Source organism: Idiomarina sp. MD25a, from assembly GCF_001870515.1.
Lineage (GTDB): Bacteria > Pseudomonadota > Gammaproteobacteria > Enterobacterales > Alteromonadaceae > Idiomarina.
On sequence record NZ_MDGT01000002.1, the window covers coordinates 109,348 to 131,302 of the forward strand.

The 21,955-nt window shown below is 47.3% G+C and carries 20 protein-coding genes and 3 tRNA genes; 18 read left to right on the forward strand and 5 right to left on the reverse strand.

All coding sequences use genetic code 11. The annotated features are described in order from the left end of the window. Position 1: 1 nt before the first annotated feature. Genes BFR57_RS01850 through BFR57_RS01875 form a run of 6 tightly spaced genes read left to right on the forward strand, consistent with a single transcriptional unit; the run spans position 2 to position 4,712 of the window. Positions 2 to 817 (forward strand): PHP domain-containing protein, encoded by an 816-nt coding sequence (locus tag BFR57_RS01850; RefSeq protein WP_171903921.1) that lies wholly within the window; start codon positions 2 to 4, stop codon positions 815 to 817. Positions 818 to 843: 26 nt separating this feature from the next. Beyond that, on the forward strand, positions 844 to 1,467 hold the full coding sequence (locus BFR57_RS01855) for an L-threonylcarbamoyladenylate synthase (protein ID WP_071462367.1): 624 nt from the start codon (positions 844 to 846) through the stop codon (positions 1,465 to 1,467). 18 nt (positions 1,468 to 1,485) lie between these two features. Next, complete coding sequence (locus BFR57_RS01860; RefSeq protein WP_071462368.1) at positions 1,486 to 2,310, forward strand: ScpA family protein; 825 nt, start codon at positions 1,486 to 1,488, stop codon at positions 2,308 to 2,310. Next, a complete protein-coding gene (gene scpB, locus BFR57_RS01865; protein WP_071462369.1) occupies positions 2,279 to 2,845 on the forward strand; it encodes an SMC-Scp complex subunit ScpB in 567 nt (188 codons plus the stop codon). The genes BFR57_RS01860 and scpB overlap by 32 nt, the downstream gene beginning before the upstream one ends. Next, positions 2,838 to 3,713: a 23S rRNA pseudouridine(2605) synthase RluB gene (gene rluB, locus BFR57_RS01870; protein ID WP_071462370.1), complete on the forward strand. Its 876-nt coding sequence runs from the start codon at positions 2,838 to 2,840 to the stop codon at positions 3,711 to 3,713. Before scpB ends, rluB begins: the two co-directional genes overlap by 8 nt. A gap of 12 nt (positions 3,714 to 3,725) precedes the next feature. Beyond that, positions 3,726 to 4,712, forward strand: coding sequence for an agmatine deiminase family protein (locus BFR57_RS01875; protein WP_071462371.1), 987 nt, complete (start codon positions 3,726 to 3,728; stop codon positions 4,710 to 4,712). On the opposite strand, the gene BFR57_RS01880 is transcribed toward BFR57_RS01875, so the two are convergent. After that, positions 4,705 to 5,409 (reverse strand): SIMPL domain-containing protein, encoded by a 705-nt coding sequence (locus BFR57_RS01880; RefSeq protein WP_071462372.1) that lies wholly within the window; start codon positions 5,407 to 5,409, stop codon positions 4,705 to 4,707. The two genes, BFR57_RS01875 and BFR57_RS01880, sit on opposite strands and share 8 nt — an antisense overlap. A gap of 46 nt (positions 5,410 to 5,455) precedes the next feature. Here BFR57_RS01880 and BFR57_RS01885 point away from each other — a divergent pair, with 46 nt between their 5' ends. From BFR57_RS01885 to BFR57_RS01925, 9 genes are all read left to right on the forward strand, one after another. Beyond that, the gene (locus BFR57_RS01885; RefSeq protein WP_071462373.1) at positions 5,456 to 5,923 is read left to right on the forward strand and encodes a regulatory protein RecX; all 468 of its coding nucleotides are present in this window, start codon (positions 5,456 to 5,458) and stop codon (positions 5,921 to 5,923) included. Between the two features lie 73 nt (positions 5,924 to 5,996). Then, on the forward strand, positions 5,997 to 8,600 hold the full coding sequence (alaS, locus tag BFR57_RS01890) for an alanine--tRNA ligase (RefSeq protein ID WP_071462374.1): 2,604 nt from the start codon (positions 5,997 to 5,999) through the stop codon (positions 8,598 to 8,600). A gap of 133 nt (positions 8,601 to 8,733) precedes the next feature. After that, the gene (gene csrA, locus BFR57_RS01895; RefSeq protein ID WP_071462375.1) at positions 8,734 to 8,925 is read left to right on the forward strand and encodes a carbon storage regulator CsrA; all 192 of its coding nucleotides are present in this window, start codon (positions 8,734 to 8,736) and stop codon (positions 8,923 to 8,925) included. Between the two features lie 178 nt (positions 8,926 to 9,103). Further along, positions 9,104 to 9,196, forward strand: a tRNA-Ser gene (locus tag BFR57_RS01900). Positions 9,197 to 9,225: 29 nt separating this feature from the next. Continuing rightward, positions 9,226 to 9,302 (forward strand) — tRNA-Arg (locus tag BFR57_RS01905). 29 nt (positions 9,303 to 9,331) lie between these two features. Beyond that, positions 9,332 to 9,408: transfer RNA gene (locus BFR57_RS01910), tRNA-Arg, on the forward strand. Between the two features lie 227 nt (positions 9,409 to 9,635). Beyond that, on the forward strand, positions 9,636 to 9,881 hold the full coding sequence (locus BFR57_RS01915) for an OadG family transporter subunit (protein ID WP_071462376.1): 246 nt from the start codon (positions 9,636 to 9,638) through the stop codon (positions 9,879 to 9,881). A gap of 24 nt (positions 9,882 to 9,905) precedes the next feature. After that, complete coding sequence (oadA, locus tag BFR57_RS01920; protein WP_071462377.1) at positions 9,906 to 11,708, forward strand: sodium-extruding oxaloacetate decarboxylase subunit alpha; 1,803 nt, start codon at positions 9,906 to 9,908, stop codon at positions 11,706 to 11,708. Between the two features lie 3 nt (positions 11,709 to 11,711). Beyond that, positions 11,712 to 12,839 carry a sodium ion-translocating decarboxylase subunit beta gene (locus tag BFR57_RS01925; RefSeq protein WP_071462378.1) on the forward strand — a complete coding sequence of 376 codons (1,128 nt, stop codon included), beginning with the start codon at positions 11,712 to 11,714 and terminating at the stop codon, positions 12,837 to 12,839. Between the two features lie 19 nt (positions 12,840 to 12,858). On the opposite strand, the gene BFR57_RS01930 is transcribed toward BFR57_RS01925, so the two are convergent. Then, positions 12,859 to 13,041 carry a hypothetical protein gene (locus BFR57_RS01930; RefSeq protein ID WP_071462379.1) on the reverse strand — a complete coding sequence of 61 codons (183 nt, stop codon included), beginning with the start codon at positions 13,039 to 13,041 and terminating at the stop codon, positions 12,859 to 12,861. Beyond that, positions 13,038 to 15,644, reverse strand: coding sequence for a response regulator (locus BFR57_RS01935; RefSeq protein ID WP_071462380.1), 2,607 nt, complete (start codon positions 15,642 to 15,644; stop codon positions 13,038 to 13,040). The genes BFR57_RS01930 and BFR57_RS01935 overlap by 4 nt, the downstream gene beginning before the upstream one ends. 157 nt (positions 15,645 to 15,801) lie before the next feature. Here BFR57_RS01935 and gshA point away from each other — a divergent pair, with 157 nt between their 5' ends. Beyond that, entirely contained in the window at positions 15,802 to 17,418 is a 1,617-nt protein-coding gene (gene gshA, locus BFR57_RS01940) for a glutamate--cysteine ligase (RefSeq protein ID WP_071462381.1), read from the forward strand. Positions 17,419 to 17,540: 122 nt separating this feature from the next. Then, positions 17,541 to 18,176 carry a hypothetical protein gene (locus BFR57_RS01945; protein ID WP_071462382.1) on the forward strand — a complete coding sequence of 212 codons (636 nt, stop codon included), beginning with the start codon at positions 17,541 to 17,543 and terminating at the stop codon, positions 18,174 to 18,176. Between the two features lie 23 nt (positions 18,177 to 18,199). On the opposite strand, the gene BFR57_RS01950 is transcribed toward BFR57_RS01945, so the two are convergent. Both BFR57_RS01950 and BFR57_RS01955 read right to left on the reverse strand, forming a co-directional pair. After that, a complete protein-coding gene (locus BFR57_RS01950; protein WP_083404991.1) occupies positions 18,200 to 19,498 on the reverse strand; it encodes a CNNM domain-containing protein in 1,299 nt (432 codons plus the stop codon). 69 nt (positions 19,499 to 19,567) lie between these two features. Beyond that, positions 19,568 to 20,365 carry an inner membrane protein YpjD gene (locus BFR57_RS01955; RefSeq protein ID WP_083404992.1) on the reverse strand — a complete coding sequence of 266 codons (798 nt, stop codon included), beginning with the start codon at positions 20,363 to 20,365 and terminating at the stop codon, positions 19,568 to 19,570. Between the two features lie 157 nt (positions 20,366 to 20,522). Here BFR57_RS01955 and ffh point away from each other — a divergent pair, with 157 nt between their 5' ends. Then, positions 20,523 to 21,887, forward strand: a complete 1,365-nt coding sequence (gene ffh / locus BFR57_RS01960; protein ID WP_071462384.1) for a signal recognition particle protein — start codon at positions 20,523 to 20,525, stop codon at positions 21,885 to 21,887. Positions 21,888 to 21,955 lie beyond the last annotated feature (68 nt).

Sequence of the window (21,955 nt, forward strand, 5' to 3'; positions counted from 1 at the left end):
TTTGATAATCGATCTACATTGTCATAGTACGCATTCTGACGGTAGCTTGACTGTGCCCGAGTTGATTGACCGCGCACACAATAATAGTGTTTCGGTGTTAGCGCTTACTGACCACGATAACATCGACGGCGTAGGTGAAGCTCAACAGTATATTGAACAAGCACGTTATGATCTGACGTTGGTGGCAGGGGTTGAGTTATCCTGTTGGTGGGAAAGTTTTGAAATCCACATTGTGGGTTTGAATGTCGACACACGCAGTGAAAGCTTACAGCGGCTGCTGCAAAAGCAGCAAAACCGCCGCCGGGAGCGCATCGATTCAATAATCCAAAAGCTCGCGTCGCGCGATATCAACGTTGAGATTGATAGTGAGGGTATCCCTACCCGCAAGCATATTGCCGATGAACTCGTCCAGCAGGGTTATGTTGATAAAGTTCAAAAAGCCTTTGACCGATTTATCGGCAAAGGTAATTTTGCTTACGTAAGGCCGCAGTGGTGTTCAATTGGGCATGCGATTAAAGCCATACATGACGCCGGAGGTAGCGCAGTGCTGGCGCACCCACATGCCTATCAACTATCTAACAAATGGCTGAGAAAGCTCATCGGCGAAGCGAAAGCTTGGGGACTTGATGGTCTTGAAGTTAGTATTGGTCAACAAACCATGGGCCAACGCTCAGCCTTGGCTGAGTTCGCCAACGATTTTCAATTGAAAGCTTCGCAGGGGTCGGATTTTCACTATCCGTCGCAGTGGCGTGATTTAGGCAAAAATCTTTGTCTGCCGGATACTTGTGTGCCAATATGGAATGACTGGTTCAGTTAAAGACCACACCCGAGCATGGAGGGGCTATGAGCCAATACTTTGAAGTACATCCGATGAATCCACAAAAGCGACTCATTCAGCAAGCCGTCGATATTATTCGTCAAGGTGGTATCGTGGTTTATCCGACGGATTCGGGCTATGCGATTGGCTGTCAGCTGGGCGATAAAAGAGCGGTTGACCGCATTTGTCAGATCCGCGACATAGATAAGGACCATAACTTTACCTTGATGTGTCGAGACCTTTCCGAACTGTCAACCTACGCTCGGGTCGATAATGATGCTTTTCGGCTGCTGAAAAACAATACGCCGGGACCTTACACTTTTATTTTGAAAGGCACTAAAGAAGTACCTAAACGGCTGCTCAACCCCAAACGTAAGACAATTGGTATCCGTGTGCCAACTAATCGTATCGCGCTCGCGATACTTGAGGAATTGAATGAGCCATTAATGTCGACGAGTTTAATTCTGGGTGACAACGAGTTAGCCGAGTCTGACCCAGAGGCCATTCGTGAACAGCTTGAAAAACGGGTAGATCTCATCGTCGATGGCGGGCATAAAGGTGAAGAGCCAACGACTGTGGTTGATTTATCTGAGGGCGCCCCCGTGGTCATTCGCGGTGGTTCAGGTGACACCCAACCGTTTGAGTTTTAATGGAGTCTTAACAAGGACGTGGCAGAACAGCAATCCTTACCACTTGGCTTCGTACGTGGCGAGCCGGTCATTGAAAAGCCGGAAGACCTCTATATTCCGCCTGATGCGCTCGAAGTTATCCTTGATGCCTTTTCCGGGCCAATGGACTTGCTGTTGTATTTAATTCGTCGACAAAAGTTTGATGTTGTCGATATTCCCGTGTTAACCATCACTCGGCAGTATGTCCAATACGTCGAGATGATGAAAGAGCTCAAGCTTGAGCTGGCCGCTGATTACCTTGTTATGGCGGCTATGTTAGCGGAAATTAAAAGTCGTTTGCTATTACCAAAGCCGCCGCAAGAGGACGATGAAGAAGACGATCCCCGGGCTGAGTTAGTGCGCCGCTTACGTGAGTATGAAGCGATTCGGCACGGTGCCGAGTATATTGATGAACAGCCGCAAGTAGGTCGTGATATGTGGTTGTCTGAAGTCAGCAGTAATGCGCGCGATCACGTTACCACAGCACCACCTGAAGTTAGCCTCGAAGATTTAACATTGGCCTTTAGCCGTATTCTTAATCAAATCAAATTAAATGCGCATCATCATATTCAGCGTGAACAGTTATCGACTCGTGAGCGCATGAGCCAGATCTTGCAGCGATTACAGACGCAACCGTACTTGCGCTTTGGGCAGCTATTTAATAAAAGCGAGGGCCGAGCCGGCGCTGTGGTAAGTTTTTTAGCAATTTTGGAACTTGTGAAGGAATCAATGATAGAATTGTCACAGGTAACACCGATGAGCGAAATTCATCTACGAAGAAAAGCCTCATTTGATGAACAAGAAGCAACTGAAACAACTGATTGAAGCAGCATTGTTTGCGCACCCTCAGCCATTGTCTGTACAACGGCTACATGAGCTGTTTGAGGCAAGAGGTGTATCATTAAATGGCGTTAGGTCGGCACTTAAGAGCTTGCAAGACGATTACAATGATCGCGGTATTGAGCTCGTTAATGTGGCATCCGGATTTCGCTTTCAAACGCGCCCTGAATTTGGTGAGTTACTTGCAGGCTTGTGGCAAGAACGACCGACACGATACTCGCAGGCGCTGCTCGAGACATTGGCATTGATTGCTTATCGGCAGCCGATTACGCGTGGTGAAATTGAGCAGGTGCGCGGTGTCACCGTAAGTTCGAATATTATTAAAACATTGCAAGAGCGACAGTGGATCGCGGTTGTTGGGCAAAAAGAAGTGCCTGGACGGCCGCAGCTGTATGGCACCACTGCGCAATTTTTGGATGATTTTAATCTAACAAACTTGTCAGAATTACCATCGATTGATTTTTCTGATGAGACTACCGCTGAGACAGCGATAACTGAGAGAGACGATCTTCATGACTGAGAAGTTACAAAAAGTATTGGCCCGTTCTGGCTATGGTTCACGACGCGAAATTGAAGCGATGATTGGTGCTGGCCGCATCCGTGTGAATGGCAAGGTAGCGCAGGTGGGTGAGCGAATTGATGCCGATGCGTCAGTCCGTATAGACGGTCATGAGGTCGTGATTAAGTCCGAAAGCTCAGTTGTCTGCCGTGTTTTGACCTATCACAAGCCAGAAGGCGAATTGTGCACCCGAAAAGATCCTGAAGGTCGCCCGACCGTTTACGAACGTCTGCCGCGTATGAGTGGTGCACGCTGGGTCGCGGTGGGTCGTTTGGACGTCAACACCTCAGGTTTACTGCTATTTACCACCGATGGCGAACTGGCAAACCGATTGATGCACCCGAGCCAAGAAGTTGAGCGTGAGTATGCTGTGCGTATTTTTGGTGAAGTGACCGACGCGATGATTAATCGGTTGAAGAAGGGTGTTCAGCTGGAAGACGGATTGGCACATTTTGATACCATCAAAGCAGCAGGTGGCGGTGAGGGAATGAACCGTTGGTACCATGTAACGCTGAAAGAAGGTCGTAACCGTGAAGTAAGGCGACTGTGGGAAAGTCAGGAAGTTCAGGTGAGCCGATTGATCCGAGTGCGTTATGGCGATATTCAGTTGGAATCAGGCCTTCCTCAGGGTGGCTGGAGCGAATTAGGGCTGGAACAGGTTAACGAACTGCGTGCAAAAGTAGGTTTGCCGCCTGAGGATAAGTCTTTTATCGACCCGCGTCATCAGGAGTCTAAGCAACGTAAGTTCGCTAAGATTCGTAAAGCCACATCGAGACGCAAAGATCGCCTGCGTGAAGCACAGCGCGTGAATAAAAATAAACGTAAGTAAGCTAAGTTAACTATGGTTTATTGGCGTCCTGACTTCGCTTCAGCTCAGCAGATTGTGCTGGCTCAACCCTACCGACGTGACGTGTGGAGACAATCTGCACGTCCAGCGCGCAAGTGCATTGAATCCTTGGCTCAATTATTGCGTCAATACCATCCGATATGCTTGTTAACCCCACAAACCGTTTCTTACGATGATATTTGGATGCGTGATATTCTGCCGCTCTGGTATCAAGAAGACTCAGGGCAATGGCGCGGATTATTGATGGAGTTTGATGGCTGGGGCGATGTGCAACAGACAATCGAACAAGATAGCCAATTGCCTGAACAGTTATTTGCGGAACATCTTTACCCTGTGTCCAAATTAATTGGTGAAGGGGGAATGTTAACCCATAATGGGGCGGTCGCCTTGATGGGGTTAGCGGCGTTAAAATCTCGTCAACCCGAGTTAACTGAAAAGCAGTTATCGCGTCGCGTCGAACAGAACTTAGCTGGACTCGAAGTATATTTTTTTGACGGTAAACTCAGCGCTGATGAAACCAGCGGGCACATGGATAACTTAGCATTGTTTATTGCAGAGGATGTGCTGTTATATTGCACAACGGATGATCAGGTCCACCCAGATTATGCGACGTGTCAGAAACTAGCGCACACGGTGGCACAACTTCCGCAAACGATAACTAAAGTTGCCTTGCCATTACCATTACCGCAACAGCCTATGGAGCAGGATAGAGCGGGTATTATAAGTGATAGTAACAGTCTTGTGCGTGATATGACGTTACCCATTTGCTGCAGCTACACCAATCTTATCGCCACTGATAAGATCATTGTGGTACCACAATTTGACCTACCCACAGACCAACACGCGTTAGAGATTATTCAGCACCATGCCGGCGGTCGGAAGGTCTTAAGTCATCCTGCACGCGAATTGGTGCTCGGTGGTGGCGGACTACACTGTGTGAGTCATCAGGTGCCCGCCGATATTCCATTACCTGTTATTTAAGAGAAAACACCACTTCAATACGCGCCTCAATTTGCTGTTCGCCTGGCATTGACGCCGACTTTGCGTCCATGCGGGCTTCAGCCATATGAAATACCACCGGACGCGGATACGACTGCTCGGTAATTTCTAATACCGAGCCGACTTCGCGTTCAGCGACACCAGCCAACTGGGTTGCCTTATCGCGTGCCGCAGCGAATGCATCGGCCAATGCACGTTGATATAGCTCTTTTTGATTAGAGACTTCGAAACGAACTTGACTGACCCGCGTGACGCCCTGCGCAAGCGCCAAATCGACAATTTGGTCGTATTGTTCGATGTCTGGCAACGTGATTGATATTTCACGCATCACTACAAAACCATCTTGTTTGGTCTGGCCATCATCATTTTGATATTGAGGGTAGACCTGTAATTGATATGAACGAATATTACGGTCGGGAATATCTCGCTTCATTAAATCGCGCAATAACTTTTGCGTTGACTGATCCACTCGATCTTTCATCGCACTTAATTTGTCACCACGTTGCTCGATGCTAAACTGCAGACTGACTTGGTCGGGAACGGCAGAAGCGGAAGCGGCACCCGTGACGCGGATTTGATCGGGATTGCGGGGTTGCGCCGTTGCATTGAATGACATACTGGCAAGAAAAGCCAACGCGGTGGCGATGACAAAATTCCGTGTTGGAAAAAATGGTTTCATAGAGCTTATCCTTTGCTATTCAGTTGTACGTTGGAGTAAATACAGTTTGAAAAGTTCACATGATGATGAGCAGGTGCTCAGAGAGAAATGTTTTAAACTATTAACTAAGCGAGAGCATAGTCGTTTTGAATTAATTTACAAACTGAGCCAACGCGGTTTCGAGCGTTCGCTCGTTGAGCAGGTCGTTGATCGCATGCAAAAAGAGGGTTGGCAAAGTGATGAACGCTTCGCTCAAAGCTTTGCGCGAGAAAAAGTTATGCAGCGCCAAGGACGCACCAAAATCGTGGCACAGGCCACGCAACAGCGTGGCGTTGATAAAGTACTAGTTGAGGAAGCTCTGCAACGATTAGAAGTGGATTGGTTTGAGCTCTGTCAGCAGGTTTATCAAAGCAAGTTCGGTGTGACACAACCGAGTGACCGCAAAGATTGGGCTAAACGGGCACGATTTTTAATGCAACGTGGCTTTTCGCAAGAGCAAATCAAATTTGCAATACAAGCGCATGATGATGACTAGTGATCAAAACCTTCACATGGTAATCTAAGGGATCATAAATTATGGCAAATGCGTGTAAAAAACAGGGTGTTTAATGAGCATTACAAGCGCTGAAATTCGAGAAAAATTTATTCAGTTTTTTGAGCAAAGAGGTCACCAACGGGTCCCCTCCGCCTCAATGATTCCCGCTAATGACCCCACATTATTATTCACTAATGCGGGTATGGTGCCTTTTAAAGACGTTTTTTTAGGTACTGACAAGCGAAACTACACCCGAGCGACCTCTGCACAACGTTGCTTACGCGCTGGTGGTAAACATAACGACCTTGAAAATGTCGGTTATACAGCGCGTCACCATACTTTTTTTGAAATGCTTGGAAACTTCAGCTTCGGTGACTACTTTAAGACTGAAGCAATTGAGTTTGCGTGGCACTTTTTAACCCAAGAATTGCAACTTCCAGCCGAAAAGCTATGGGTTACCGTATTTGAAGAAGATGATGAAGCCTACGATATTTGGGCTAAGCACATCGGTGTACCTGAGGATCGCATTTCTCGTATAGGCGTTAAAGATAACTTCTGGTCGATGGGTGATACAGGTCCTTGCGGCCCCTGTTCGGAAGTCTTTTATGATCATGGTCCAGAAGTGTGGGGCGGGCCTCCTGGCACGCCTGAAGAGGACGGTGACCGTTATATTGAAATTTGGAACTTGGTCTTCATGCAGTATAACCGCCAAGCGGATGGTACCATGGAGCCGTTACCCAACCCATCGATCGATACAGGTATGGGATTAGAGCGCATTGCGGCTATCCTGCAAGGTGTCCATAGCAATTATGAAATCGATACGTTCCAAGCACTCATCAAATGCAGTGCAGACATTATTGGCGTCAGTGACTTAAGCAGCAAATCGTTACGTGTTATTGCTGACCACATTCGCTCTTGCTCGTTTCTAATCGCCGATGGTGTCATGCCATCGAATGAAGGAAGAGGTTACGTCCTACGCCGTATTATCCGTCGAGCCGTTCGTCACGGCAATTTACTCGGTGCTAAACAAACGTTTTTCTATCAGCTGGTTGACGAACTGGTCAAGCTGATGGGCGAAGCCTACCCTGAGTTGGTTGAAAAACGTCATATTATTGAAGACGCGTTGAAGCGCGAAGAGCAGCAGTTTGAGAAAACACTTGAACGCGGCTTAGCGATTCTTAATGACGAGATTAAGCAGCTTTCTGGCAATACCTTAAACGGAGAGGTGGTGTTCAAGCTTTATGATACGTACGGCTTCCCGATGGATTTAACCGCAGATATCGCGCGCGAAAATGAACTCGTCATTGACGAGGAGGGTTTTAATGCAGCGATGCAAGCGCAGCGGGAACGCGCCCAGAAAGCTTCACAGTTCGGTGTCGACTATAACGCTCAAGTAAAAGCCACCACGGAGTCAGTTTTTGACGGGTATACTGAGGATAAGGCACAAACGACTGTGGTCGAGCTGTTTCATGATGGCAAAGCGGTTGAGTCACTTGAGGCTGGTCAGCAGGGTGTAGTGGTGTTAGCCAATACACCATTTTATGCTGAGAGCGGTGGCCAAGTTGGTGACACGGGTGTGTTGATTGCCAATCAAGGTCGTTTCCAGGTCACAGATACGCAATATATTGGTAAAGCGATTGCGCATCATGGTCAGGCCGACTGTACGATAAAACTAGGCGATGCCGTTGTGGCAGAAATTGATTCCGAACGCCGCGATAACATTCGCCGTAACCATTCGGCAACTCATTTGTTGCATGCTGCGTTGCGCGACATCCTGGGCGATCATGTACAACAGAAAGGCTCGCTTGTTGAAGCTGAACGTATGCGTTTTGACTTCGCTCATTTTGAGCCGCTTACAAAAGAGCAAATTGCCGAGCTTGAGCGTGTCGTTAATGAACAGATTCGTAAGAATGTTCGACTAACAACGCAAGTGATGAATATCGATGAAGCGAAAAAAGCGGGTGCGATGGCGCTGTTCGGTGAGAAGTATGACGATGATGTTCGTGTCGTAGGCATGGGCGACTTCTCGATGGAGCTCTGCGGGGGCACTCACGTAACCGCAACCGGCGATATTGGCTTATTCCGAATTATTCATGAAACGGGTATTGCATCGGGTGTACGTCGCTTAGAAGTGGTTACCGGCGCTGCCGCAATCGAATTTATGGAGCAGCAACAAGCAATATTGAATCAGTTAACCTCAGAGTTTAAAACAGATGAAAACGGTCTGATCGGTAAAGTAGAGCAACTACAAGGAAAATACCGCGAACTCGAGCGTAAAGCTGAACAGTTACAGCAAAAACTAGCACAACAAGCCGGTGGTGGCCTAGTCCAACAAGCGGTGGAAATAGGTGGGCACAAAGTGATTGTTGCTCAGCTTGAAGACACTGAGGCAAAAGCGCTTCGCGGAATAGTCGATGATTTAAAGAACCAATTAGGCTCTGGCATCGTATTATTAGCAACTGCCCAAGGCTCGAAAGTAAGTTTGATAGCGGGTGTGACTAAGGATCTAACGTCCATTGTTAAAGCAGGTGACTTAGTTAACCAAGCAGCCAATGTAGTTGGTGGTAAAGGCGGGGGACGTCCTGATATGGCCCAAGCGGGCGGTTCAAACCCTGAGCACTTGAGTGAAGCTTTAGCGACTGCAACCAGCTGGCTAGAGCAGTCATTCAAAAAATAACTTGAATTTATAATGGTCGGTATAGTGTAATGAAAAGATAACTTGTTACACTCAAAGGTAAATTTAGATATTTACGTTCAAGGAACCGTTCTTAGTCAAGCTGAACGCGGAACAGTATTTTAAGGAGTAAGGTATGTTAATTTTGACTCGCCGAGTAGGCGAAACGCTGATGATTGGAGACGATGTTTCCGTCACAGTGTTAGGTGTTAAAGGAAATCAGGTTAGGATCGGCGTCAATGCACCTAAAGACGTTTCTGTTCATCGTGAAGAAATTTATATGCGGATTCAGTCCGAAACCGATGAGGAGCAGCCTGATAAGGGATAGCTTTTTCGTATACTGTTCCGCAAAATGAAAGCCAGCTTTATGCTGGCTTTTTCTTTTTTTGATGGCTTTTGAGTAAAAAACCATCGAGATGGTTAAATATCCCACGCTTGGTCACAAAAACGGAAAAAAGCAATTGACATTATTGTCAGTCTCGCTAGAATGCACGCCACAACGTTAGGGAGAGGTGGCCGAGTGGCTGAAGGCGCTCCCCTGCTAAGGGAGTATAGGGTTTGTAGCCCTATCGAGGGTTCGAATCCCTCCCTCTCCGCCATGTACTTAACGTTGCTTGAAACAATGTTTGCGCTCGTAGCTCAACTGGATAGAGTACCTGGCTACGAACCAGGCGGTTGGAGGTTCGAGTCCTCCCGAGCGCGCCATGTTTCATACAGCTTAAACTGCACAATACGCGCTCGTAGCTCAACTGGATAGAGTACCTGGCTACGAACCAGGCGGTTGGAGGTTCGAGTCCTCCCGAGCGCGCCATTTCCTAGAATATCATGTCATCTCACTGATTAAGTTATTGTCCCAGCCGTTTGGCTATTTTTTTATTTCCAGTCTCTTATCCTGTTGATTTATAAATAATTATTTTTCATTTCTACTCATTTATATTCTGAATAGTCAGTATATCCCCCTTTATCCGCTTGCTAAGCCTGTTAGCATGGTATTTAATATTTTTATAACAATTGTACGGAAATCCGCGAGGAGTAGTCGTGTCTGAGTTATTTATTAGTGCAGCGGAAATTATGGCGGTGGGTATGACCTCAGTCATCACCTTTTTGCTGCTTTTGATTTTTGTCATGACGTTGATGGCTAAATACTTGCCTAAAGGCGCGGCCCATGAACCGACGCCGCGAAGCGCACGTAAGCAATCTAAAGCAGGCAATCAACCTTCTGATGATACTGTGGCAGCCATCTCTGCAGCCGTTCACGCCTACCGTACCCAACGCAAAAAATAACGCGAATAACGAGGAGAATTCCATATGAGCAAGCCCCTTAAGTTAACAGAGCTTGTATTTAGAGACGCCCATCAGTCGTTATTAGCTACGCGGCTCCGGCTCGAGGATATGCTACCCATCGCTGACAAAATCGATAAGATTGGATTTTGGTCGGTAGAGTCGTGGGGCGGTGCCACGTTCGACGCGTGTATTCGTTATTTAGGTGAAGATCCTTGGGAACGCATTCGAAAACTTAAAGAAGCTATGCCCAATACCCGCCAGCAGATGTTATTGCGGGGGCAGAATCTATTGGGTTACCGCCATTACGCTGATGATGTCGTCCGTCGCTTCGTTGAGCGCGCGCGCGAAAACGGTGTCGACGTGTTCCGTATTTTTGATGCGATGAACGACGTGCGTAATTTGAAGACCGCGATTAAAGCGGCAAAAGACGTGGATGGCCATGCGCAAGGAACCATGTCTTATACGGTGTCACCGGTGCACACGTTGGAAAAATGGGTGGAGATGGCACAGGAACTCGAAGACCTTGGCTGTGATTCGTTATGTATCAAAGATATGGCGGGCCTATTGCGTCCCAATGATGCATTCGAACTGGTGTCAGCATTAAAAGAAAAGACCGATTTACCAATCGCGATGCAGTGTCATGCGACAACCGGTCTTAGTGTCGCGACTTATCAAAAATCCATTGACGCTGGTATTGATATGCTGGATACGGCTATTTCGCCGATGAGCATGACTTACGGACACTCGCCGACCGAAACGCTGGTTGCGATGACAGAAGGGTCTGACCGTGATACCGGTTTGTCACTCACTGAACTTGAGGATATAGCGAGTTATTTCCGTGATGTTCGTAAAAAATATGCCCAGTTTGAAGGCTCGCTAAAAGGGGTCGATGCGCGTATCTTATTGGCGCAAGTGCCTGGCGGTATGCTTACTAATATGGAAAACCAACTGAAAGAGCAGAACGCGCTGGATAAGTTTGATCAAGTGCTAGAAGAAATTCCGAAAGTACGTGAGGATCTAGGCTTTATCCCATTAGTTACGCCCACTTCACAAATTGTCGGTACGCAGGCGGTACTCAACGTGCTGAGTAAGGAGCGCTACGCCAATATCTCTAAAGAGACCGCGGCGGTATTAAAAGGCGAATATGGAGCCACCGCTGCGCCAGTCAATAAAGAGTTACAACAACGTGTACTTGAAGGCGGTGAGGCGATTACCTGCCGTCCTGCCGATCAAATTGATGACGAGCTCGACAAGCTGACTCAAGAACTTAATGAAAAGGCCAAAGCAGATGGTATTCGTCTGGCAGATAATGTCGTCGATGATGTGCTTACGTATGCGTTGTTTCCGCAAATCGGTCTTAAGTTCTTACAAAACCGCGATAACCCTGATGCATTTGAACCTGCTCCATCTGCGGATAAACCGCAAGCTACTGACAAACCTAAGCAGGCAGCTTCGAGTGCAAGCACTGGCAGTTCAGTCCAAGGGGGAACCGAGCATTACGATGTGGCAGTCAATGGTAAGACTTATCAAGTGTCGGTCAGTGCTGCGGGCGAACTGGAATCCGTCAAACCGGCTCCGCAGTCCGGCTCCAATGACAACACACCTGCGGGTGAAGGCACCACCGTGGTTGCGCCTTTGGCCGGAAATATATTTAAGGTGAATGTAAGCGAGGGCGATCAGGTCAGTGCGGGTGATGTGCTTATCGTCATGGAAGCGATGAAAATGGAAACCGACATCAAAGCCGAGCAGGATGGTACTGTCAGCAGTGTCCATGTTAAAGAAGGCGATGCAGTATCGGTTGACGATGAATTGGTAACGCTGGGGTAATCCATGGATAAGCTTACGTTGTTATGGCAAACCACCGGATTATCAGCGATTACCGTAGGTCAAACTGCGATGATCATCGTCGGTGGGATCTTACTGTTCTTAGCCATTGCTAAAAAGTTTGAACCACTGTTATTGCTACCCATCGGCTTTGGTGCCATTTTAGCCAATATCCCGCTTGCTGGTTTCACTGAGGCGGGGGGCGTACTTTACTATGTTTATAAAGTGGGTATTGATACAGGCATGTTCCCACTTATTATTTTCATGGGCGTTGGCGCTCTGACCGACTTTGGTCCGTTGCTTGCTAACCCGAAAATGATGTTACTAGGTGGTGCTGCACAGTTTGGTATCTTTGCAACATTGTTCGGTGCAATTGCGCTGAATATGGTGCCTGGTATTGAGTTCTCGATGGCAGATGCAGCGGCCATTTCAATTATTGGTGGTGCTGATGGGCCTACTGCCATTTTCCTTGCTTCTCGACTGGCGCCTGATTTACTCGGTGCGATTGCTGTTGCAGCATACTCGTATATGGCATTGGTACCGATTATTCAACCACCTATTATGCGCTTGTTAACATCAGAGTCAGAGCGTCAGATTAAGATGAAGCAATTACGTCCCGTAGGACGCCGTGAGAAGATTTTCTTTCCACTGGCGGTCATATTGCTGACCTTGCTGTTATTGCCGAGTGCAACGCCGCTGGTAGGCATGTTTTGTTTAGGGAATTTGATGCGCGAGTCAGGCGTTGTAGAGCGACTCACTAAGACAACGCAGAATGATCTGATCAATATTGTGACGATTTTCTTAGGTTTGGCAGTGGGATCGAAGTTGCAAGCCGAACAGTTCTTGAGTTTCCAAACCTTGGGTATCCTTATTTTAGGCGCCATAGCGTTCGCCATCGGTACTGCGAGCGGTATTTTAATGGCTAAATTGATGGGTAAATTTAGCAAGGACCCCATCAATCCTCTTATCGGTGCGGCAGGTGTGTCAGCCGTGCCGATGGCGGCTCGAGTGGTTAACAAGGTAGGGTTGGATTCAAACCAAAGCAACTTCTTGCTTATGCATGCGATGGGCCCCAATGTTGCCGGTGTATTAGGTTCTGCGGTTGCGGCAGGGATTTTGTTAGCGTTGGTTTAATAGGCCAGACTTAGATGGCTTACAGGCCGCCTCGGCCTGTAAGCCACATCATGACCGTATAAAATAGTGCGATAACCGTACTAATAATAGCAATATAGATAAAGCCTTTCTGGCCCTGCTTCAGCGTCCAACCATGCATTTTCAGGTAGACAATCCAGAGCAAACTCAACACTAATGGAATAATGAATATAAAGCGGATCATGACTGCTCCTGTTGTTGGTGCTGATAGATCGCCGAAAGGTCATTAGCCGCTTGGTAAGCGTGATTCAAGGATTTCTCAAGCCCGGTAATGGTATCCGCGACCTTATCAATGTTGCCTGCAGCCATGTGCTTTTCCAAATCAGCTGCGCGAGATTGCAACGCCTCTAAGCCCAAATTGCCCGCCGCACCCTTCAGTGAGTGGAAATAGCGGCGCGCGCTTTCGTGTTGTCCGCGAGTGATGAAGTCAGAAACTTTCATGGCACTATTTTGATACTCAGTAAACAACTGCTCAACTAACTTCAAGTACAATGGCACGTTATGTTGCAGGCGTGCCAGCGCTTGTTCGAATTGGATTCCTTTAACCTGCGGATAACGAATTTTCTTTTCGTTCGGGTTGCTGGGCTCAGTCTTTACTTCAACTTCAGCTTGCTGTTTCGAGTCATCCTCGTAGTGTCCCGGCACACACCATTTAACGATCGCTTTTAAGAGCTGCTTTTCATCAATCGGCTTAGCGATATGCCCCTGCATGCCTGCCGATAGTGAGCGTTCCTCATCACCACTCATAGCATTAGCGGTCATCGCGAGAATAGGGAGCTGTTTGTAGTCGTAAAGCGCGCGGATCTTTTTCGCGGCAGTGAGTCCATCCATTACTGGCATTTGAATATCCATCAGTACTAACGCATAACGCTTCTGTTCAATCGCATCGAGCGCGGCTTGACCATGCTCTGCTATATCCACCTTAAAACCTTGGCTTTTGAGGAGCTCGAGCGCAACCTGTTGGTTAATTTCGTTATCTTCGACCAATAAAATCGGTGCGCCTTTGATCGCGTCTGGCAGGTTGGTTGACGGTAATTCATTGGCTGCGGTTATATCTTCGCGCTTATACAATGTGGTTGCTAAACTATGGCCCAATGTCGTTGCTGTAAATGGCTTCGAAAGAATATCGGAAATACCGGCCGCGGCAGCTTGCTCACTCATTTCCTCTGCATAATAGCCCGTGGCTAAGATCATTTTGGGCGCCTCATCAGCCAGTGACTGACTCACTTTCTGACACAACGATAACCCATCCATACCTGGGAGTCGCCAATCTACAAGTAGTACGTCATAAGGTATGTCATCTTCGCGTAAGATATCCAGTGCTTGTTCTGCAGTACGGCACACCCGTACGTCGACTTGATAGCTTCGCAGCATCTCTTGAATCATTTCGCGCGTGCTCAAATTATCATCGATGGCGAGCACACGTTTACCCCGTAATTTTTGTATCAGATACTGGTGGTGAGAATCATCTTGCTGAGGTTGCATTGGCAGCGTGAGTTCAATGTAAAATGTTGAACCCTGACCTACACCACTGGTAACGCCAATATCTCCCCCCATGAGTTGAATCAAACGTCGTGATATGGCTAAGCCAAGACCGGTGCCACCGTATTTACGAGTGGTAGAAGAGTCTGCTTGTGTAAAGGCCTTAAACAGATTAGCGCGTTGTTCTTCATCCATACCGATACCCGTATCAGTGACCGATATACGCAACCAGACTTTATCGTCATTTTTATCAAGTAAGGTGACAGCGACGTTGATCTCACCGTCTTCAGTAAATTTGATCGCATTACTGACCAAGTTAACCAGTACTTGGTTGAGCCGTAATGGGTCGCCGAACAGGCGCGTTGGGATATTCGCGGGCAGGTTAATAATAAATTCGAGATCCTTATCATACGCCTTATAAGCGAACATATCGGCTAACGAAGTCAACACGTCCTGTAAATCGAATGGAATCCGCTCGATGCTTAATTTTCCGGCGTCGATTTTGGAGAAATCGAGGATGTCATTAATGACCCCCAGTAGGGCTTGTGACGATGAGTCGATGACTTTGATGTAGCGTTTTTGCTTTTCGGATAATTGTGTTTTTAAGCACAGATTGGCCATCCCGACAATCGCATTAATCGGCGTGCGAATTTCGTGGCTCATATTGGCGAGGAATTCGCCTTTAGCAACGTTGGCTTGCTCAGCCGCCTCTTTTGCTTGTTCCATTTGCTCAGCGACCGACTTGATTGACGAAATATCGTAATAGCTACCGATGATGCCAATGACATTCTTTTGGTCGTCGTAAAGTGGAACACTTGAGTGCTCGATGTAGCGTGTGTTATTCGCCAAGTTAAGCTCAATCTCGGCATTGCAGGAAGCTAAGCCATGTTCGAGTGTGAGGCGGTCGCGCTCCTGTAATATAGGGTTTTTTGCCAACCAGGTCAGTTGTTCGTCACGTTTGCCTTCAAGCGCTTCAGTGCTGCACTGAATATCGCGCAAAAACGCGTCATTACCCCCGAGATATTCTAGGTCGCTGTTGCGCCAATAGACCCGTGTCGGCAAATCATTGAATACTTGCTGCAATAATTGTTGCGAGCTGGCGGTTAGAAATGGTTGGCGCAGTGGGGATGTCAGCGAGGTTTGCCGGGTCCAAGTAAAGATGACAATACCTGCAATTAATCCAACCGTAACTGAAGTCAGTAATATGTAATCACTTAACGGCGCGGGTAAAATCAGGTAACTGATGATGCTAATAAGTTGAAAGGCAATAAAGCCAATTTGAAACCGTGTCCAGAATGTTGTCATTCGTCACTTGCCAAAACGCTGTGAAAGAAAATGGGTGCCCTCTAAGTGTGCCACGACACACGCGTAACGCCAAGTTTATTAAGCCAATCATGGACGTGCGAAGCAAATCTAAGTAAGCTAACCGCACGCGTCAGAAAAGGTAGTATCGGAGTCCCTTTTGCAAACTCAATTCGAACGAAAAATCACCGAACTCACAGAAAGTCACTCAAGCGCCATTTGGGAAGGTATCCACCGTGGCATCGAACGTGAGGCTTTGCGTGTATTAGAGAACGGCACACTTGCGCCGACGGATCATCCCGAAGCGTTGGGAAAGACGTTAACGCACGACACCATTACGACGGATTACTCGGAAAATTTACTCGAGTTTATTACTCCGGTGGCTGAATCTATTCGCACCACCTTATCGCAATTGAAAGATATTCATACCCATACCTTCAAAGCCTTGGGCGACGAGTTGTTATGGCCATTGAGTATGCCGTGTTATATCGGTTCTGATAACGATATCCGTGTGGCTAAATTTGGTGAGTCGCATTCAGGTCGAATGAAGTCTTTGTATCGTGTGGGACTGACTCACCGATATGGAGCAACCATGCAGATTATCTCGGGCGTTCATTTTAATTTCTCTGTGCCTGAGGCGCTTTGGGCTGCACTTGCTCAAGACGAAGGCACTGAGGATAACGCGGCTTTTCGATCTGAAAAATATTTTGCTTTGATTCGGAACTACAAACGACTGTCATGGGTGATTCCATTTTTATTTGGCGCATCGCCGGCGTTGTGTGAGTCATTTTTTACTCAGACCCAAACTGAAAATAAGTTGACCGAGTGGGACTTCGCTAAACTGGGTAAAGGTACATGCTACTTGCCTTACGGCACATCGCTGCGAATGAGTGACCTGGGTTATACCAACAAAGAACAAGCAAGCCTAAAAATCACCTACAACAATCTCGATGATTACGTGGCGGGTTTGCGTCGAGCAATCACGACGCCATCCGAGAATTTTAAGTCGATTGGAGTAAAAGAAAACGGTGAGTATCACCAGCTTAATAGCAACATTCTGCAAATAGAGAATGAATTCTATTCGCCTATTCGACCTAAGCGCACCGCAAAAGGTGGCGAAACGCCGACACAAGCGCTCGAACGCGGTGGCGTCGAGTATATCGAAGTCCGCGCTTTGGATGTAAATCCGTTTAGCGAGGTGGGTATTACGGCGCAACAAATTCAGTTTCTTGACCTGTTCTTACTTTATTGTTTGCTGACGGAGAGCGCCCCGATGGATTGGGAGGCACAGCAGAAAACCGATCAAAACTTCAATAAAGCGGTTATGCAAGGTCGTAATCCTTCGCTGAGCCTATGGCAAAATGGCCACGATCGATTAATGACCGACTGGCTGGAGGAATTATTTGCAGAGCTGGCTGCGCTCGCCCGCATTATGGACGACTCGCCGCATTCTGAGTCGGGTTATGTTGCCGCTGTTGAGGCGCTTTACCCGTGCGTATTGAATCCTGAGTTGACTTTGTCAGGCCAGGTTCTAGAAATCTTGCGCAGCAATGATTGGGATGCAAGCCGCTTGGGCAAGGAATTAGCGCTTAAATATAAGCGTTTATTCAGTGAAGCCGACTATGAGACGTTTAGCGAAGATGACTTCGCACGGTGGAAGGCCGCTTCGGAAGATGACTTCATCGCACGTAAAGCTTCGGATAACGTGGTTGATTTTGATACCTTCTTGAGTAACTATTTCGAAAAGGCAAAATGTTCGGGGCGACCCACACGCTAATTAAAAGAGCTACGCCAGAAAAGAAAAAGGCGCAACGATAAACCGCTGCGCCGAATAGTTCAGGGGGTGAACACAACATAACTGTTTACTCTGATACGTGTGTCATCAAAAAGTTCAGAATCATGCAAAAAAAAATTTATAAGCGCAGTTCGATTATTACTTCAGCCGTTTTGATAAGCGCGTTAAGCGGCTGTGCCACACCGCCTCCGCAATCCCCTGAGAATATCTGCGATATCTTTGAAGAACATAATGATTGGTATCATGCTGCCGCTGATGTGCGTGAACGATGGGGCGTGCCCATCCATGTGCCGATGGCTATGATGTATCAAGAGAGTTCCTTTAGGCATGATGCGGTACCCCCTCGCTATTACTTTCTTGGCTTTATACCTTGGGGGCGAGTGAGTAGTGCTTACGGATACTCGCAAGCTAAAGATATGACTTGGGAAGATTACCAGCGAGAAACAGGTAATGGCTGGGCGAGTCGAAGTGACTTCGAAGATGCTATCGACTTTATGGGTTGGTTTATTTATAAAAGCTATGAAATCAATGGTGTGTCCAAATGGGATGCCTACGCACAATACCTCAACTATCACGAAGGGTGGGGCGGTTATGCTCGTAAATCTTACCTTAGTAAACCGTGGCTTGTGAAAGTATCGAAACAAGTAAAGAGTCGTTCGTTGCGGTACGCTACACAGCTCAAAACCTGTGAAGAAGATCTTAAGCACGGCTGGCTGTATAACTTATTTTTCGATTGGTAAGCGCTAGTTAATAGCCAGCGGTATTATTCACCGCTGGCTGAACGAGGTTCTTGAAAATGCTGAGGTAGCACGCGAACCTGTTTTATCATCGTATCACCCACCTCAATGAGTTCCACAGGATAGCCGCCCAAACGTAAGCTGAGACGGGCATTTGGGATATCACCAAACTGCTCAATGATTAATCCACTAAGCGTCTTGGGTCCATCGGTAGGAAACTGCCAATTCATCTCCTTATTGAGCTCGCGCAGGTTAGCAGCACCCTCAACTAAGTAGCTACCATCAGGCTGCGCAACAGCGGTTTCACTCGGCTGTGGCGCCATGGAGGTAGTAAAGTCACCGACAATTTCTTCTAAAATGTCTTCTAACGTGACCAGGCCTTGAATATCTCCGTACTCATCAACAACGAGGCCAATGCGCTCTTTACGACGTTGAAACTTTAGTAGTTGTACGTTGAGCGGTGTTCCTTCAGGGATAAAGTAAATATCGCGTGCAGCACGCACTAACGTCGCCTTGTCGGCCTCAAATTGATTTTTGGTCATCAAACGCATGACATCACGGGCGTGAAGAAAGCCGACCGCATCATCAATATCATTACGGTACAACAAAACTCGCGTATGTTGTGCATGCTCAATTTTCTTAATGATTCGTGACCATTCGTCGTTGATATCGATTCCGACAATTTCATTGCGCGGAATCATCACATCCTCGACCGTGACTTTTTCGAGATCCAAAATGCTGACAAGCATTTCTTGGTGAGAAGCTGGGATCATGTTGCCTGCTTCATTCACCACGGCACGCAACTCATCTGAGTTGAGTGCGTCGCCTACTTGGGCCCGCTTAGGGTCGACACCGAGCAGTCGCATAAATGAGTTGGTAATGAAGTTTACACTGGTAACAAACGGGTACATTACTAGCAACAGTGGGCGTAGGATAATTGAGCTTGGAAAAGCGATACGCTCCGGGTGCAGTGCCGCGATTGTTTTAGGCGTGACTTCGGCAAAAATTAGGATTATCAAAGTAAGGCCGAGCGTGGCGATAACAATACCGGCATCACCGAACCAACGAATACACAAAATGGTGGCAATAGAGGAGGCCGCGATATTAACCAAGTTATTGCCAATCAGAATTAGACCGATTAAGCGATCAGGGCGTTCTAGCAGGAACTGCACTCGACGTGCACCATGGTGGTTATTTTGCACTAGATGGCGCAACCGATAGCGGTTAATCGACATCATGCCCGTTTCAGAGCCGGAAAAATATGCAGAGAGAGCGATGAGAACTACGAGTATTACGAGTAACATACTCGTCGATATATCGTCCAAACTTACTATCCTCTTAGTCGTTACGAATCTGACAATTTAGTGTTTTCAGCCATTAAGTCAAGCTTTGACTTAGCTGAGAATGATATCTTTGACAAAGCGGCTACCAAAATAGCCGAGTGTTAATAAAACCGTACCCAAGATACTTAATACCATAACCGGTTTACCGCGCAGACCAGTCGCTTTGTGGGTTAGGTAGGTGATGATATAAACCAAAGCGGCAGCCATTGCGAGAATCGTCTTGTGAGCTTGGTTTTGAGCGAACATGTCATCTAAAAAAGCAAAACCGGAAGCTATTGCTAATATTAACAGTAACGTACCCGCTGATAGCAGCCTAAAGAAATAGCGTTCAATATTCATCAATGGTGGGAGTTGCTTAAATAGCCCGCTCGTCTTTTTAGTCTTAAGTAAGTAATTGATGTAACTTGCTTGGATCGCATACAACGTGGCTAACGCGAGTACACCGTAGGCGACCAGCGAAAGCACAATATGAATGACGAGACCATGACCAAAGCCAATATAGGCGCCTAGATCGGCAGGCGTTAATACCAGCAGCAAGGCTGATAGCGCCGCAAATAAGTAGATGACCGGTTTAAGTAACAAACTGTTAGATTGCTGGACGCGAAAGAGCGAAAGTAACGCGATCAACCATGCAACGATGGATAAACTAGAGGATACGTTCAAGTGATCGAATTCATCGCTGGCTAAACGCAAATAAATTAATCCACCGTGACACACCAATGCGATCACTGCTGTAACCAAACTGATTGCCGTCAGCGAAGAACGCGGTTTGAAAACCTGTTGCAGCATAAATAGCGCACTGGCGACGTAAAGCACGAGTGTCGCACTGAGTAATGCGGAAATAAGCACTGCGTTTGCTTCCCTAGATTAACTGAATTACGAATGAGTATACGCCCTTGATTAATTAAACCCAAGCGCTCTAAGGGCGAAACTTTGTTGGTTTTCAGATATACTATCCCCATAATATAAATTAGCTCGTTTTGCGACAACAGAAGAGATCGCGGTTATGTTTGAGAATTTAAGCGAACGTCTCACCCAGACGTTGCGAAGCATTGGCGGCAAAGGCCGTCTGACAGAAGACAATATCAAGTCAACGTTGCGCGAAGTGCGTATGGCGTTACTTGAGGCTGACGTTGCCTTGCCTGTCGTGAAGGAATTTATTGGCAAAGTAAAAGAGCGTGCGGTAGGCACCGAGGTCAACAAGAGCCTAACGCCAGGCCAAGTGTTTGTTAAAATCGTTCAATCAGAGCTTGAAGCCGCGATGGGCGAAGCTAACGTACCGCTTGATTTAAGCACGCAACCGCCAGCGGTTATTTTGATGGCGGGTTTGCAAGGTGCCGGTAAAACAACGTCAGTCGGTAAGTTGGCTAAATACCTTAAAGAGCGCCAGAAGAAAAAAGTCATGGTGGTCAGTGCGGACATCTATCGTCCGGCGGCGATTAAACAGCTTGAGACCTTGGCTGAGCAAGTGGATGTATCGTTTTTCCCATCGACAACAGCACAGAGCCCGGTTGAAATTGCCCAAGGTGCGATTGCGGAGGCTAAAAAGCAATTTGTTGATGTGGTGCTCGTGGATACCGCTGGTCGCCTAACGATCGACGAAGACATGATGCAGGAAATTCAGCATCTACATACCGAGATCAAGCCGGTTGAGACACTCTTCGTTGTTGACTCAATGACAGGTCAAGACGCTGCAAATACGGCGAAAGCGTTTAACGAGGCACTGCCATTGACCGGGGTTATCTTGACCAAGACCGACGGTGATGCGCGGGGCGGTGCAGCGTTATCAATTCGTCACATTACTGGCAAGCCCATCAAGTTTTTAGGTGTTGGCGAAAAAACCGATGCCCTTGAGCCTTTCCACCCAGACCGTGTTGCATCACGTATTCTCGGCATGGGCGATATTTTGTCGCTGGTGGAAGAGGTCGAGCAAAAAGTTGACCGCGAGAAGGCCGAAAAGGTTGCTCGCAAGGTGATGAAGAAGGGTCAGTTTTCGCTTGAAGACTTTCGTGATCAGTTAGCTCAGATGCGTGAAATGGGCGGAATGATGGGGTTGATGGCAAAAATGCCGGGCATGGGCAAAATGACCGACCAAATCAAGGGGCAAATGGATGACAAAATGACCTTGCGCATGGAAGCCATCATTAACTCGATGACACCTAAAGAGCGTCAACATCCAGACGTCATCAAGGGATCGCGCAAGCGTCGAATTGCGGCAGGTTCTGGCACTCAGGTGCAAGATGTCAATAAGCTCTTGAAACAGTTCCAGCAAATGCAAAAGATGATGAAGAAGATGAAAGGTGGTGGCATGCAAAAAATGATGCGTGGCATGGGCGGCAAACTACCGCCAGGGATGTTTGGAGGTCGTTAATCCGAACCTCGCCTTTATCGCCCGATAAGCTTGCATTTATTGTAAAAATCAGTAGAATTGCCGAGCCT